The sequence below is a fragment of the Actinosynnema sp. genome (assembly GCF_052038725.1).
On sequence record NZ_JBQGCX010000300.1, the window covers coordinates 1 to 15928 of the forward strand.

Annotated in this window: 7 protein-coding genes and 1 pseudogene; 7 read left to right on the plus strand and 1 reads right to left on the minus strand. The window is 75.3% G+C overall.

All coding sequences use genetic code 11. From position 1 onward, the window contains the following. Both ACTUAL_RS05930 and ACTUAL_RS05935 read left to right on the plus strand, forming a co-directional pair. Positions 1–8142: amino acid adenylation domain-containing protein (locus tag ACTUAL_RS05930; protein WP_440899535.1), on the plus strand; the 8142-nt coding region annotated here is incomplete at its 5' end. Then, complete coding sequence (locus tag ACTUAL_RS05935; RefSeq protein ID WP_096495938.1) at positions 8139–8333, plus strand: MbtH family protein; 195 nt, start codon at positions 8139–8141, stop codon at positions 8331–8333. The genes ACTUAL_RS05930 and ACTUAL_RS05935, both read left to right, overlap by 4 nt. Before the next feature lie 57 nt (positions 8334–8390). Here ACTUAL_RS05935 and ACTUAL_RS05940 read toward each other — a convergent pair whose 3' ends face one another. Then, positions 8391–8690: a hypothetical protein gene (locus ACTUAL_RS05940; protein ID WP_096495937.1), complete on the minus strand. Its 300-nt coding sequence runs from the start codon at positions 8688–8690 to the stop codon at positions 8391–8393. 183 nt (positions 8691–8873) lie between these two features. On the opposite strand from ACTUAL_RS05940, the gene ACTUAL_RS05945 reads away from it, so the two are divergent. The 5 genes and pseudogenes from ACTUAL_RS05945 to ACTUAL_RS05965 all read left to right on the plus strand — a co-directional run. Continuing rightward, positions 8874–9863 (plus strand): FecCD family ABC transporter permease, encoded by a 990-nt coding sequence (locus ACTUAL_RS05945; protein ID WP_232519997.1) that lies wholly within the window; start codon positions 8874–8876, stop codon positions 9861–9863. Further along, positions 9860–10891: a FecCD family ABC transporter permease gene (locus ACTUAL_RS05950; protein WP_440899536.1), complete on the plus strand. Its 1032-nt coding sequence runs from the start codon at positions 9860–9862 to the stop codon at positions 10889–10891. Before ACTUAL_RS05945 ends, ACTUAL_RS05950 begins: the two co-directional genes overlap by 4 nt. Further along, positions 10888–11703: an ABC transporter ATP-binding protein gene (locus ACTUAL_RS05955; RefSeq protein ID WP_440899537.1), complete on the plus strand. Its 816-nt coding sequence runs from the start codon at positions 10888–10890 to the stop codon at positions 11701–11703. Before ACTUAL_RS05950 ends, ACTUAL_RS05955 begins: the two co-directional genes overlap by 4 nt. A gap of 217 nt (positions 11704–11920) precedes the next feature. Then, positions 11921–14122: an RNA polymerase recycling motor ATPase HelR gene (gene helR / locus ACTUAL_RS05960; protein WP_440899538.1), complete on the plus strand. Its 2202-nt coding sequence runs from the start codon at positions 11921–11923 to the stop codon at positions 14120–14122. 172 nt (positions 14123–14294) lie between these two features. Next, positions 14295–15928, plus strand: a pseudogene (locus ACTUAL_RS05965) (amidohydrolase); the annotation flags it as partial.

A 15928-nucleotide genomic window follows, 5' to 3' on the forward strand; every position in this document is an offset into this window, starting at 1 on the left:
GCGCAGCTCGCGCTCGGCTACCACGGCCGGTTCGCGCTGACCGCGGAGCGGTTCGTCGCCTCCCCGTTCGGCGAGCCGGGGCAGCGGATGTACCGCACCGGCGACCTCGTCGTGCGCCGCCCGGACGGCGCGCTGGTGTACCTGGGCCGCACCGACCGGCAGGTCAAGGTGCGCGGCAACCGCGTCGAGCCGGGCGAGGTGGAGGCCGCGCTAGCCGCGCTGCCCGGCGTCACCCGCGCCGCCGTCATCGCGCGGGACAACCAGCTCCTGGGCTACGTCACGACCGCGACCGCCGACGTGACCGCGCTGCGCGACGCGCTGTCCCGCGCCCTGCCCGCCGCCATGACCCCGCACGCCCTGGTCGCGCTGGACGACTTCCCGCTGTCCCCCAGCGGGAAGCTCGACCAGAACGCCCTGCCCGACCCCGCGCGGACCGCCGCCCAGCCGGGGGACGACCGGCCCGGAAGGGCCGCCGCGACGGAGCGGGAGGAGCTGCTGTGCGGGATCGTCGCCGACGTCCGCGGCCTGCCCGCCGTCGGCCCCGACGACGACTTCTTCGCGCTGGGCGGGGACAGCATCACGTCCATCGCCGTCTCCACCCGCGCCCGCCGCGCCGGGGTGGGGGTCAGCCCGCGCGACGTCTTCGCGCACCCCACGGTCGCCGCCCTGGCCGCGCTGGAGGACGTCGTGGACGCGCGCGCCGACGACCGCCCGCGGCGGGAGCTGACCGACGCCCAGCGCGCCGCGCTGCCCCCGCACGAGGACGCCTGGCCGCTGTCCCCGCTGCAGGAAGGGCTGTTCTTCCACTCCAGCTACGACACCGGCGCGCTCGACGTCTACCTGTCCCAGGAGGTCATGGACTTCACCGGCCGGGTCGACGCCGACCGGCTGCGCGCGGCGGGCAGGCTCCTGCTGCGCCGCAACCCCAGCCTGCGCGCGGGCTTCACCAGCGACGGCGTGCCGCAGCCGGTGCAGTTCATCGCGCCGGACCTGGAGATCCCGCTGCGCGTCGCGGAGATCGGCGGGACCGGGGCGGCCGGGGACGCCGAGGTCGATCAGCTGCTGGCCGCCGACCGGCGCGAGCGGTTCGACCTCGCCGCGCCGCCGCTGGCCCGGTTCCTGCTGCTGCGCCTGCCGGACGGCCGCGACCGGCTCGTCATCACCCACCACCTGGTGCTGTGGGACGGCTGGTCGGCCTGGCTGTTCCTGGAGCAGCTGCTGGAGCTGCTCCGCGACCCGGACGCGGACCTGGTCGAACCGGGCTCGTACCGGGACTACCTGGCGTGGCTGGCCCGCCAGGACCACGACGCGGCGCTCGGCGCGTGGCGCACCGCCTTGTCGGGCCTGGCCGAGCCGACCCTCGTCGCGCCGGTGGACCGCACCCGCGAACCGGTCATCCCCGCCGAGCTGCACGCCGACCTGCCGCAGGAGCTGACCGACCGGCTGCGCGCCCTGTCCCGCGCCCACGGCGTCACCGCGAACGCCGTGCACAACACCGCGTGGGCGCTCGTGCTGGCCGCCCAGGTCGGCCGGGACGACGTGGTGTTCGGCACCGCCGTCGCCGGGCGCCCCGTGGAGGTGGACGGGGTCGAGAGCACCATCGGCATGTTCCTCAACACCATCCCCACCCGCGTCGCCGTCGACCCGCGCGAGAGCGTGCTGGACCTGCTGGTCCGGGTGCAGGCCGAGCGCACCGCGCTGATGTCCTACGAGCACGTGGGCCTGGGCGAGATCCAGCGGGAGGCCGGGCACCGGCAGCTGTTCGACACCCTGTTCGTGCTGCGCACCGGCGACGGCGACGACCGCTCCGCCGCGCTGGCCGCCCGGCACGGCGTCACCGGTGTGTCCAACGTGGACGGAACGCACTTCCCGCTCACCCTGATCATCACGCCCGGCCGCACCACGCGGGTCACCCTGGCCTCGCGCCCCGACCTGGTCGACGCCGACCACGCGCGGGCCCTGCTCGACCGCTACACCACCGCGCTGGAGCGCCTGGTCACCCGGCCGGACGCGCTGCTCGGCGCGATCGACGTGCTGCCCGACGCCGAGCGCGCCGCGCTCGCCGCCGAGTGGGGCGCCAGCGCCAACCCGGTGCCCGACCGCACCATCGCCGACCTGCTCGCCGAGCAGGCCGAGCGCACGCCCGACGAGACCGCGCTGGTGTTCGGCGACCTGCGGCTGACCTACGCGGACCTGCAAGCCCGCGTCGACCGACTGGCGTCCGTGCTCGTCGCGCGGGGCGCCGGGCCGGAACGGGTGGTCGCGCTCGCCCTGCCGCGCGGCGTGGACGTGGTCGTGGCGCTGTTCGCCGTGCTGCGCACCGGGGCCGCGTACCTGCCGCTCGACCTGGACCACCCGGCCGACCGGCTGCGCCTGATGATCGCCGACACCGACCCGTTGTGCGTGCTGTCCACCGCGTCGGTCGGCCTGGTGGACGACGCGCTGCTCGTCGAGGACCTGCCGGACGCGCCGGAAGTCGTGGACTGGCCCCGGTTCTCGCTCGACCACCCGGCGTACGTCATCTACACCTCCGGCTCCACCGGAAGGCCCAAGGGCGTCGTCACCCCGTACCGGGGCCTGACGAACATGCAGCTCAACCACCAGCGCGCGATCTTCGCCCCGGCCATCGCCTCGGCGGGCGGCAGGCGGCTGCGGGTGGCCCACACCGTGTCGTTCGCCTTCGACATGTCGTGGGAGGAGCTGCTGTGGCTGGTGGAGGGCCACGAGGTGCACGTGTGCGACGAGGAGCTGCGCCGCGACGCCGCCGCGCTGGTCGCCTACTGCGACGAGCACCGGATCGACGTGGTCAACGTGACCCCGACCTACGCGCAGCTGCTCATCGAGGAGGGCCTGCTGGCCGGGCACGTCCCGCCGCTGGTGCTGCTCGGCGGCGAGGCCGTGCCGGACTCGGTGTGGCAGCGCCTGCGCGAGACCCCCGGCACCTCCGGCTACAACCTCTACGGCCCCACCGAGTACACGATCAACACCCTCGGCGCGTCCACTGAGGACAGTGCGACCTCCACCGTGGGCCGGGCGATCTGGAACACCCGCGCCTACGTGCTCGACGCCCGCCTGCGGCCCGCGCCGCCCGGCGCGCCCGGTGAGCTGTACATCGCGGGCATCGGCCTGGCGCGCGGCTACCACGACCGGTTCGGCCTCACCGCGTCCCGCTTCGTCGCCGACCCGTTCGGCGAGCCCGGCGAGCGCATGTACCGCACCGGCGACCTGGTCCGCGCCCGCCCCGACGGGAACCTGGACTTCCTCGGCCGCACCGACGACCAGGTCAAGATCCGGGGCTACCGGGTCGAGCTGGGCGAGGTCACCTCGGCGCTCGCCGCGCTCCCCGGCGTCACCCACGCCGCCGTGGTCGTGGACGCCGGACCGGGCGGGGTGAAGCGGCTCATCGGCTACGTCGTGTCCGAAGTGGACACCGCGCGGCTGCGCGAGTCGCTCAAGTCCGGCCTGCCCGACTACATGGTGCCCGCCGCCGTCATGGCCGTGGACGCGCTGCCGCTGACCGTCAACGGCAAGCTCGACACCCGCGCCCTGCCCAAGCCCGTCGTCACCGGCGGGGCCGCCTCCCGCGAGCCGGCGAACGAGCGGGAGCGCGTGCTGCGCGAGCTGTTCGCCGACCTGCTCGGCGTGCCCGAGGCGGGCGTGGAGGACGGCTTCTTCGACCTCGGCGGGCACTCGCTGCTGGCCACCAGGCTGGTCAGCCGGGCCCGCACCGCGCTCGGCGTCGAGCTGTCGATCCGCGACCTGTTCGACGCCCCCACCCCCGCCCTGCTCGCCGCCCGCGCGAGCGGCGGCGCCCCGGCCAGGCCACCGCTGCGCCCCGCGCGCTGGCCGGGCGGGCGGCCCGACGAGCTGCCGCTCTCCCACGCGCAGCAGCGGCTCTGGCTCATCCAGCAGATGGAGGGCACCTCCGCCGCGTACAACTTCCCGCTGGTCTTCCGGCTGCGCGGCGAGCTGGACGTGGCCGCGCTGCGCGGCGCGTTCCGGCTGCTCACCGACCGGCACGAGGCGCTGCGCACGGTCTTCGGCGAGCGCGACGGCGTGCCGTTCCAGCGGGTGCTGACCGACGTCGACCCGGTCTTCCGCAGCGTGGAGGCCACCGGGGCGCAGGCCGCCGACCTGGTCCGCGCCGAGGTGGGCAGGCCGTTCGACCTGGAGCGCGAACTGCCGATGCGGGTCACCGTCGCGCGCCTGGCCCAGGACGAGCACCTCGTCGTCGTGCTGCTGCACCACATCACCACCGACGAGTGGTCGGACCGGCCGTTCCTGCGCGACCTAGCCGAGTGCTACCGGGCGCTGCGCGCGGGAGAGGAGCCCGACCTGCCCGCGTTCCCCGTGCAGTACGCGGACTACGCGCTGTGGCAGCGGGAACTCCTGGACGTCGTCGGCGACGAGCAGCTCGCGCACTGGGAGCGCGCGCTCGCCGGGCTGCCCGAGGAGTTGGAGCTCCCGGTCGACCGGCCCCGGCCCGCGCGCCCGACGTTCCGGGGCGCTGACCTGGAGGTGGAGTTCCCGGCCGAGGTGGTCGCCGGGGTGCGCGGGATCGCCCAGGAGACCGGGGCCAGCGCGTTCATGGTCCTGCAGGCCGCCGTGGCCGCGCTGCTCGGCGCGCTCGGCGCGGGCGAGGACATCCCGCTCGGCGCGCCGATCGCCGGGCGCACCGACGAGGCGCTCGACGACCTGGTCGGGTTCTTCGTCAACACGCTGGTGCTGCGCGCGGACCTGACCGGCGACCCGAGCTTCACCGAGCTGGTCGGCCGGGTGCGGGAGACCTCGCTGGCCGCGTTCTCGCACCAGGACGTGCCGTTCGAGGCCGTGGTCGACCGGGTCAACCCGGTCCGCTCGGCCGCGCGCAACCCGCTGTTCCAGGTCATGGTGGGCTACCACAACCGGGGCGCCGAGGAGTTCGCGCTCGACGGGCTGGCCGTCGAGTGGCAGGCTCACGAGACCGGGACCGCCAAGTTCGACCTGGTGTTCAGCTTCACCGACCGGGCGGGCGGCCCGATCGGCTGCCGCGTCGAGTACGCCACCGACCTGTTCGACGCGGCCACCGCGCAGCGGCTCGCCCAGCGGCTGACCCGGCTGCTCGCGACCGTCGTCGCCGACCCCGGCGCGCCGGTCGGCGCGGTCGACCTGCTCGCCGACGACGAGCGGCAGCTGGTGCTGCGCGAGTTCAACGACACCGCGCGGGACGTGCCGGAGCTGACGTTCACCGAGCTGTTCGCCCAGGTCGTGGCGCGCAGGCCGGACGAGGTCGCGGTGGTCGACCGGGCCCGCTCGGAGAGCTACGCCCGGCTCGACGCCCGCTCCAACCGGATCGCCCGGCTGCTGGCGGCGCGGGGCGTGCGGCGCGAGTCGGTGGTGGGCGTGGCCGTGCCGAAGTCGGTGGAGATGGTCGCGACCGTGCTGGCGGTGCTCAAGCTCGGGGCCGCCTACCTGCCGCTGGAGCTGTCGAACCCGGCGGACCGGATCGCCTACGTGGTCGAGGACTCCGGGGCCGAGCTGGTGGTGGCGACCAGCGAGGTGGTGGTGCCCGGCGTCGTGCCCAGGCTGGACCTGGACGCGGTCGCCGACGAGCTGGCGGCGGCCGACGAGTCCACTGTGGACGGCGGTCCCGCCTCGCTCGACTCGGCCATGTACGTCATCTACACCTCCGGCTCCACCGGGCGGCCGAAGGGCGTGGTGGTCCCGCACGAGGGCATCGCCAGCCTCGCGGCCACCGCGATCGACCGGATGGGCCTGACCGAGGACAGCCGGGTGCTCCAGTTCGCCTCGGTCGGCTTCGACGTCGCGGTGTTCGAGCTGACCATGGCGCTGTGCGTCGGCGGCAGGCTCGTGCTCGCGCCCGACGAGGTGCGCGTCGCCGGTCCCGCGCTCACGGACTTCCTGCGGGACCGGCGGATCACGCACATGGTGCTGCCGCCGTCCCTGGTGTCCGCGCTGCCCGCCGACTGCGAGCTGCCCGACGGCTCGACGATCCTGGTGGGCACCGAGACCGTGCCGCCGGACCTGATCGGCCGCTGGGCCGGTCGGCTGAACCTGCTCGCCGCGTACGGGCTCACCGAGGCCACGGTGAACTCCACGCTGTGGCGCGCCGTTCCCGGTTGGGGTGGCGCGGTGCCGATCGGCGTGCCCGACCCGAACACCACCGTCCACGTGCTCGATTCCCGGCTGCGGCCGGTGCCACCCGGCGTGGTGGGGGAGCTGTACGTGTCCGGGCGCGGCCTGGCGCGCGGCTACCTCGGCCGCCCCGACCTGACCGCGTCCCGGTTCGTGGCCTCGCCGTTCGGCCCGCCCGGCGCGCGGATGTACCGGACCGGCGACCGGGCGCGGTGGCGCGCGGACGGGAACGTGGACTTCCTCGGCCGGGTCGACACCCAGGTCAAGATCCGCGGCTTCCGGGTCGAGCTGGGCGAGGTGGAGGCGGTGCTCGCGGACGCCGAGGGCGTCGCCCAGTCCGCCGTGGTGGCCGACCGCGAGGGTGAGATCACCAGGCTGGTCGGGTACGTCGTGCCTGCCTCCGGCGAGGTCGAGCCCGACCCGTCCGGGCTGCGCTCGCGCGTGGCGGAACGCCTGCCGGAGCACATGGTCCCGGCCGCCGTCGTGGTCCTGCCCGGCCCGCTCCCGCTGACCCCCAACGGGAAGCTGGACCGGCGCGCGCTGCCGCGCCCGGACTGGTCGGCCCTCGCGGGCGACGACCGGCCGAGCACGCCGGAGCAGAAGGCGGTGGCGGAGCTGTTCGCCGAGGTGCTGGGCGTCTCGCCGGGCGCGCACGACAGCTTCTTCGAGCTGGGCGGGCACTCGATGGCGTCGATGCGGCTGGTCGGGCGCATCCGCGCGGTGTTCGGGGTCGATCTGGCGCTGCGGGACGTGTTCGACTCGCCGACCGTGGCCGGGCTCGCGGGCAGGCTCAGCGGCGCGGTGTCCGAGCGGCCGAGGCTGCGGCGGATCGAGCGGCCGGTGGAGCTGCCGATGTCGGCGGTGCAGCGGGCGAGGTGGGCCACCCGAGGCGGGTGGGACCACGCGCTGGCGCTGCGCGGGACCTTCGACGCGGGCGCGCTCGCCGCGGCGTGGGGGGACGTGGTCGCCAGGCACGAGCCGCTGCGGGTGGTGCTGGACGGCCGGGTGCAGCGCCCGGCGCCCGCGCCCGAGCTGGAAACCGTTGTGGTGCGGGAACTCGACGCGGCGCTGTCGGGGTTCGCCCGCGAGGAGGTCGACCTGCTGGCCGGACCGCCCGCGCGCGCCCGGCTGGTGGTGGCGGGGGAGCGGCAGGCGCTGCTGCTGACCATGCACTACCTGGCCGTGGACGAGTGGTCGGTGGTCCCGCTGGTCCGGGACCTCGTCAGCGCTTACCGGGCAAGGGTTTCCGGCTCCGCGCCGACGTGGTCGGAGCTGCCGGTCGGGTACGCGGACTACGCGCTGTGGTCGGCCGAGGTCGCGGAGGTGGTGGGGGAGCGGCAGCGGGCGTTCTGGCGCGACTCGCTCCGCGACCTGCCCAGGCTCGAACTCCCCTACGCGGGAACGGCTCCCGGTCCGCGCTACGCGGCCGACGTGGTGCCGTTCGAGCTGCCCGCCTCGCTGCACGAGGCGATCGGCGCGGTGGCGTCGGCGACCGGGACGAGCCTGTTCATGGTGGTGCAGGCGGCGCTGGCGGTGGTGCTGTCCGAGCACGGCGCGGACGTGCCGATCGGCGCGCTGGTCGCCGGGCGGACCGAGGAGGCGCTGGCCGACGTGGTCGGGTCGTTCTTCACACCCGTGGTGCTGCGCACCGACGTGGCCGGGTCGCCGACCTGGGCGGAGCTGCTGGCGCGGGTGCGGGAGGCGGACCTGGCGGCGTTCGACCACGCCGACGTGCTGCCCGGCGCGGACCCGCAGGTCGTGGTCGTGCACCACGAGCGGGCGGCGCTCGGCGGCGAGCTGGGCGAGCTGGTCGCGGTGCCGACCGGGAGCACGACGGCGGAGCTGACGCTCAGCTTCTACGAACCCAGGGGCGGCGGAGCCGTGCCCTGCTACCTGGTGTACGCGGTGGACCTGTTCGAGCGGGCCACGGTGGAGCGGTGGGCCGAGCGGTTGCGCGCCGAGCTGGACGCGCTGGTCGGCGACCTTGACGGGAGGATCGACGCATGAGCAATCCGTTCGACGACGCCGAGGGCGTCTTCCACGTGCTGGTGAACGCGGAGGGGCAGCACTCGCTGTGGCCCGCGTTCGCGGAGGTGCCCGCGGGCTGGGACCCGGTGTTCGGGCCCGGCGGGCGCGAGGCGTGCGTGGCGTACGTGGAGGAGAACTGGACCGACCTGCGGCCGGTGAGCCTGCGGTGAGGTGAGCGGCCGGGGGGCGCTTCCTCGGCGCCCCCGGCCGCCTGCCCCCGCGCTTCGCTAGGCGCAGCTCGCCAGCAGCGCGGGCACCAGCAGGACCAGCACGTTCACCGGCCAGTAGCTGCTCGCCCTGCTCCCGCTGAGCTTGAACAGCACCGCGTTCAGCAGCAGGAACACCAGCAGCACCGGGGTGAGCAGCGACAGCGGCGCCGCGACGTCCGGCGGGTCCGACGGTCCGGGGCCCGCCAGGTCGACCAGCAGCGCGAACCCCCACGCGAGCGGCAGGGCGGAGACCACGCCCAGCACCGCGTTCGCCACCAGCGCGACCGGGAACGGCCAGGCCCTGCGCTTCTCGGTCATCCCCACACCACCACGGTACGACGGATCGGCGTCGACGTGGGGCGGTGTCGGACAACTCCGGTCGGCGCGCCGCCGACCGCCCCGGCCGGGAGCGCGCACGAAGATCACCACCCCCGCGCGTGCCGCGCCCCACATCGGTTAGCCTCCCCTAAGGAACGAAGGGGAGGTGCGGTGTCCCGGTCGGTGGTGCGGTCACTGGGTCTGCTGCTGGCTCTCGCCGCGCTCGCGCTCGTGGTGGCGCTGAGCCTGTGGGTCGGCACCAAGAGCATCCCGTTCACCCAGACCTGGTCGCTGCTCCAGGCCGACGACGGCTCGGGCGACGCCGCGATCATCCGCGACGTCCGCGTCCCCAGGGCCGCCCTCGGCCTGCTGGCGGGCGTCTCCCTCGGCCTGAGCGGCGCGCTGATGCAGGCCCTCACCCGCAACCCGCTGGCCGACCCCGGCCTGCTGGGCGTGAACATGGGCGCGGCGGCGGCGATCGTCACCGCCATCGCGTTCCTGGGCATCACCTCCGCCTCCGGCTACCTCTGGTTCTCCCTGGCCGGCGCGGCGGTGTCCGCCGTCGCCGTCTACGTCCTCGGCGCGACCGGCCGGGGCACGGTCACCCCGGACCGCCTGGTGCTCAGCGGCGCGGCGCTGACCGCCGTCCTCTACGCCTACACCTCCGCGGTGCTGCTGCTCAACGCCCAGACCTTCCAGTCCTTCCGCTTCTGGAACGTCGGCTCCCTCGCGGGCCGCACCGCCGAGACCGTCTGGCAGATCGCCCCCCTGGTCGTCGCGGGCGTGCTCACCGCGCTGCTGCTGGGCCGCAGCCTCAACGCGCTGGCGCTGGGCGAGAGCACCGGCCGCGCGCTGGGCGCGAGCCCCACCCGCACCCGCGCCCTCGGCGTCGTCGCGATCACCCTCATGGCGGGCGCGGCCACCGCCGCCGCGGGCCCCATCTCGTTCCTGGGCCTGACCGTCCCGCACATCGCCCGCGCCGCCGCGGGCACCGACCAGCGCTGGGTCCTCGCCTACTCGGCGGTCCTGTCCCCGGTCCTGCTCCTGGGCGCCGACGTCGTGGGCCGGGTCGTCATCGCGCCTCAGGAGGTGGAGGTCGGCATCGTGACCGCGCTCCTGGGCGCCCCCGTGTTCATCGCGCTGTGCAGGCGCAGGAAGCTGGCGCAGCTGTGACCCGAGTCCTGCGCGCGGGCCCGCTCTCCACCAGGGTCAGCCCCCGCTCCCTCGCCGTGACCACCGCCCTCGCCGCGCTGGCCCTGGCCGCGACCGTCACCACCCTGGTCACCGGCGACTACCCGCTCACCCCCGTCGAGGTCCTCGCCACCTTCCTCGGCCAGGGCGACCCGTTCTCCGACTTCGTCGTGCTCACCCTGCGCCTGCCCAGGCTCCTCACCGGCTTCCTGGTCGGCGCGGCGCTGGCGGCGTCCGGCGCGATCCTGCAGAGCCTGTCCCGCAACCCGCTGGCCAGCCCGGACGTCATCGGCTTCACCCAGGGCGCGGCCACCGGCGCGATCGCCGCCACGGTCGTCTTCCAGGCGAGCATGACCACCGTCGCCACCTCGGCCGCCGTCACCGGCCTGATCACCTCCGCCGCCGTCTACCTGCTGGCGCTGCGCGGCGGCGTCCAGGGCTTCCGGCTGGTCCTGGTCGGCATCGGCGTCAGCGCGATGATGCTGGCCGCCAACTCGTTCCTGCTCACCCGCACCTCGCTGGAGAGCGCGCTCGCCGCGCAGGCGTGGCTGGTCGGCGGCCTGAACAACCGGGGCTGGGGCCACGTGCAGGTCCTCGCCGCCACTCTCGTGGTCCTGCTCCCGTGCGCGCTCGCGCTGGCCCGCAGGCTGGCCCTGCTGGAGATGGGCGACCTGACCGCGACGGGCCTGGGCGTGCCCGCCGAACCGACCCGGCTCGCGCTCCTGGCGCTCAGCGTCGGACTGGCCGCCGTCGCCACCGCCGCCGCGGGCCCCATCACGTTCGTGGCGCTGGCCGCCCCCCAGCTGGCCCGCCGCCTCACCGGCTCGCCCACCCCGGTCCTGGTCGCGTCCGCCCTCACCGGCGGCCTGCTCCTGCTGCTGGGCGACCTGGCCGTGCAGAAGCTGTTCCCGACCTCACAGCTGCCGGTGGGCATCGCCACCGGGGCCATCGGCGGGCTCTACCTCGTGTGGCTGCTGGCCGCCGAGTGGCGGAAGGGGAGCGGGCGATGACCCGGTTGCGCGGCGAGGACCTGACCCTGGCCTACGACGAGCGCCTGGTGGCGGAGCACCTCGACGTCGCCGTCCCGGACGGCTCGTTCACCGTCATCGTCGGACCCAACGCCTGCGGCAAGTCCACCCTGCTCAAGGCGCTCGCGCGGATGCTCAAGCCCACCTCGGGCACGGTCCTGCTCGACGGCGCGGCGATCTCCTCCTACCGCTCCAAGGAGGTCGCCCGCAGGCTCGGCCTGCTCCCGCAGACCTCCACCGCCCCCGGCGGCATCGTGGTGGAGGAGCTGGTGGCGCGCGGCCGGTACCCGCACCAGCGGCTGCTGCGCCAGTGGTCCGAGGACGACCAGCGGGTGGTCGCCGAGTCGATGCGCCTGACCGGTGTCGCGGAGCTGGCCGACCGGCCGGTGGACGAGCTGTCCGGCGGGCAGCGCCAGCGCGTGTGGCTGGCCATGGCCCTGGCCCAGCAGACCCCGATCCTGCTGCTCGACGAGCCCACCACGTTCCTGGACGTCGCCCACCAGGTCGAGGTGCTCGACCTGTGCGCCGACCTGCACGAGGACGGCGCGCACACCCTGGTCGCGGTGCTGCACGACCTCAACCAGGCCTGCCGCTACGCCACCCACCTGATCGCGATGAGGCCCGGCCGGGGCGTGGTGGCCCAGGGCGACCCGAGCGAGATCGTCACCGCCGAGCTGGTGGAGGACGTGTTCGGGCTGCGCTGCCGGGTCATCCCGGACCCGGAGACCGGGACGCCGCTGGTCGTGCCGCTCAAGCGCGAGCGCAAGGGGCTGGTGAGCGGGGAGGCCGCCTGAGGGGCGTTGAGGGCGCTGAGGGTGCCGAGAGCGCCGAGGGCGCTGGGGGCCTCGCCGAGCCGGTGCTGCCCGAGCGCGTCCCGTCGGGCAGGATGGGACCCGACGGGGGAGCACGACCCCCCAGTCTGAACGTATAGCACGCCGGGGGGCTTGCGGCAAGGCCCAGGCCCTGGCGCACAATCACCCGCCGAGGTCGGAACCTGCTGGTGAGGGGCACGTGGCTGCACGAGGGTACGAAGAAGAACTGGACGCCGAGCGCGCCCACGTCGCGGAGCTGTACGCGCGGCTCGACGCCGAGCGCGCCCGCGTCCGGGCCGAGTACGACAACGCCCTGATGGGCAACGGCGGCAACAGCGGCTCGCTCGTGGAGCGCGACACCGAGGTCCGCTCGCTGGGGCGGGAGGTCAAGCGGCTGGACGTGGCCGACAACGGCCTGTGCTTCGGCCGCCTGGACGCGATCACCGGTGAGCGCTCCTACATCGGGCGCATCGGGCTGTACGACAAGGACGACGACTACGAGCCCGCGCTGCTGGACTGGCGCGCGCCCGCCGCCCGGCCGTTCTACGTGGCCACCGCCGCGAACCCGGAGGGGATGCGCCGCCGCAGGCAGTTCCACACCAGGGGCCGCAAGGTCGTCGACTACACCGACGAGGTCCTCGGCCGCCCCGGCGACCAGGAGCGGGGCGACGCGGCGCTGCTGGCGGCGGTCAACGCGCCGCGCGGCGAGGGGATGCGCGACATCGTCGCGACCATCCAGGCCGAGCAGGACCGCATCATCCGGCTGGCGCACGACGGCGTGCTGGTCATCGAGGGCGGTCCGGGCACCGGCAAGACGGTCGTGGCGCTGCACCGCGTCGCGTACCTGATGTACACCCAGCGCGAGCGCATGGAGCGGCACGGCGTGCTGGTCGTCGGGCCGAACCCGGCGTTCCTGAACCACATCGGCCGGGTGCTGCCGTCGCTGGGCGAGTCGGACGTGGTGTTCACGACCACCGGCGGGTTCGTGCCGGGCCTGGTCGTCACCGCCGAGGAGCAGGACCCCGAGGCGGCGCGCGTCAAGGGGTCGCTGAAGTTCCTGGAGGTGCTGGCGGCGGCGGTGGCCGACCGGCAGACGCTGCCCGAGGAGCCCCTCGAGGTCCGGATGGGCGGGCACGACCTGCTGCTCGGCCGGGACGTGGTCGAGTGGGCCCGGCAGGAGGCCCGCGACAGCGGCCTCCCGCACAACGAGGCGCGGTCGACGTTCACCGAGATCCTGACCTACGTGCTCACCGAGCGGGCCATCGCCCGGATCGGCAAGGGCTGGCTCACCCGCGACAACAAGGAGGCGTGGGAGCGCACCCGCCGCGAGCTGCTCAAGGAGCTGGCCGACGACGACTCGTTCACCGCGCTCGTCGACCGGTTCTGGCCGAAGCTGACCCCGGCGTCGCTGCTCGCGGGCCTGTACTCGTCGCCGGAGCGGCTGCGCGCGGCGGGCGCCGACGTGGAGCTGCTGCTGCGCGAGCGCGGCAACGCCTGGACCGTGTCGGACGTGCCGCTGCTGGACGAGCTGGTCGACCTGCTCGGGCGCGACAAGGCCGACGACGCGGCGGCCGAGGCGGCGCGCGACCGGGAGGCCAGGTTCGCCGAGGGCGTGCTCGGGATGCTGGTCGAGCGCGCCGACATGATGGACGACGAGGACCACCTGATCGCCTCCGACCTGGTGGACGCCTCCGACCTGGCCGAGCGGTTCGAGGAGCGCGACACCAGGGACCTGGTCGAGCGGGCCTCCGCCGACCGGGACTGGACGTACCGGCACGTCGTCGTGGACGAGGCGCAGGAGCTGTCCGAGATGGACTGGCGGGTGCTCATGCGGCGCTGCCCGAACCGGTCCTTCACCGTCGTCGGCGACCTGGCGCAGCGCCGCTCGCCCGCCGGGGCCGACTCGTGGGGCGCCGTGCTGGACCGCTACGTGCCGGGCCGGTGGGTGTACCGGGAGCTGACGGTGAACTACCGCACCCCGGCCGAGATCATGGCCGTGGCGGCGTCCGTGCTGGCCGGGTTCGCGCCGTCGGTGCGCCCGCCGGAGTCGGTGCGCTCGTGCGGCGTGCCGCCGTGGGCGCGGCGCGTGACGCCCGAGCAGGTCGCCGAGGCGGTCGCCGGGTTCACCCGCGCCGAGGAGGGCCGGGAGGGCACCAGCGTCGTCATCGGCCCGCCGGACGTGCCGGGCGCGGTGGCGGCCTCGGAGACCAAGGGCCTGGAGTACGACGCGGTGCTCGTCGTCGAGCCGGAGCGCATCCTCGCCGACGGCGACCGGGGCGCGGCGGAGCTGTACGTGGCCCTGACCCGCGCGACGCAGCGCCTGGGCGTCCTGCACACCGCCCCGCTGCCACCGTCGCTGTCGGGCCTGGTGGAGGTCGAGGACCCGCTGACCGCGCGGTAGCCGCCGGTCCGCCGCGAAGGCCCGTCCCGGACGCGGGGCGGGCCTTCGCGTGGTCCCGGCCGCGCAAGGCCCTCCCGCCTGTCGAGACGCCCCCGAAGCGGCCGACCGCCCACCCCGCGCGCGCGGCCTACCGTGGAAAGCCGACCCGTCGACGAGTCGGGAGGGGTTCCCCGTGAACAGCGCACGTGCTGGTTTGCGCCGTCGAGACCTGCTGCGCGGGGCCGCCGCGGGCGGCGTCGCCCTGGTCGGGCCACCGGGCCCCGCCGCCGCGCGGGACGGCGAGGCGTCGGGCGCCCTCCGGCGGTTCACCGCGACCGAGGGCACCAACATCACCGCCGCCCTCTCCCCGGACGGCCGCACCATCGCCATCGACCTCTACACCCGCATCTGGCTCCTGCCCGCGTCCGGCGGCAGGGCCCGCCCGCTCACCGACCCCGAGCAGGACGCCACCCGCCCGCACTTCTCCCCGGACGGCCGCAGCCTGGTCTTCCAGTCGTACCGCGACGGCAACTTCCACCTGTGGACGATCGGCGTCGACGGCCGCGGTCTGCGCGAGCGCACCTCCGGCGGGAGCGACCACCGCGAACCCCGCTTCTCCCCGGACGGCCGCACCATCGCCTACTCCGGCGACGCGGGCGCGGACGGCTACCGCCTGTGGCTGCTCGACCTGGCCACCGGCCGCACCACCCGCCTCACCACCGGCCCGGACGACGACGGCGAACCCGCGTTCAGCGCCGACGGCCGCCACCTCGTCTGCACCGCAGACGGGGCCGCGATCGACCGGATCACCCTGGACGGCGGAACCCGCACCCGCCTCGTCCAGCCGGTCACCGGCACCCGCGTCCTCGCCCCCGGCCTCACGCCGGACGGCCGCCTCGTGCACACCGCCTTCGCCCGGCCTGCCACCTCCCTCGTCGTCGACGGCCGGGTGGTCGTCGCCGACGAGGACCTGTTCGGCTCCAGCCCGCAGTGGCTCGGCGCGGCCCTGCTGCACACGGCGGACGGCGGCCTGCGCGTCCGCGACCTCACCACCGGGGCCACCCGCGCCATCCCGTTCGAGGCGACCGTCGAGCACGCCCCGCACGTGGACCGCCCCGCGGCCCGTCCGGTCGACCGGAAGTCCGGCCCGGTCAAGGGGATCGCGAGCCCGGTGCTGTCGCCGGACGGCCGCGAGGTCGCGTTCCGCGCGCTCGGCGCGCTCTGGCTGCTGCCCCTGGGCGGCGAGCCGCGCGCGCTCGTGGACGACGGCTCGTTCGCCTCCGACCCCGACTGGGCCCCCGACGGCTCCGCACTGGTCTACACCAGCGACCGCACCGGCACGCCCGCGCTGTGGCGGCACGACCTGGCCACCGGGACCGACACCCGCCTCACCGACCTCCCCGGCGCGCAGCTCACCCCCAGGATCGCCCCGGACGGCGAGCAGATCGCGTTCCAGGACGAGGACGGCGCCACCTGGGTGCTCTCCGACGGCGTCGCCACGCAGGTCCTGCCCGCGCTGTTCCAACCCGGCCGCCCCACCTGGTCCCCGGACGGCCGCACGCTCGCGCTCGCCGCCGTGAAACCGCTCTCACGCCGCTACCGCGAGGGCACGAACCAGATCCTCACCGTCGCGCTCGACACCGGCGAGGTCCGCTACGCCGAGCCGCTGCCGGGCAAGTCCCTGTCCACCAGGGGTGACGACGGCCCGGTGTGGTCCCCGGACGGCCGGTGGCTGGCGTTCGTCGTGGAGAGCGCGCTGTGGGTCGTCCCGGTCGACGCGCGCGGCGCGCTCACCGGCGACCCGCGCCGGATCGCGGCCGGACCGGC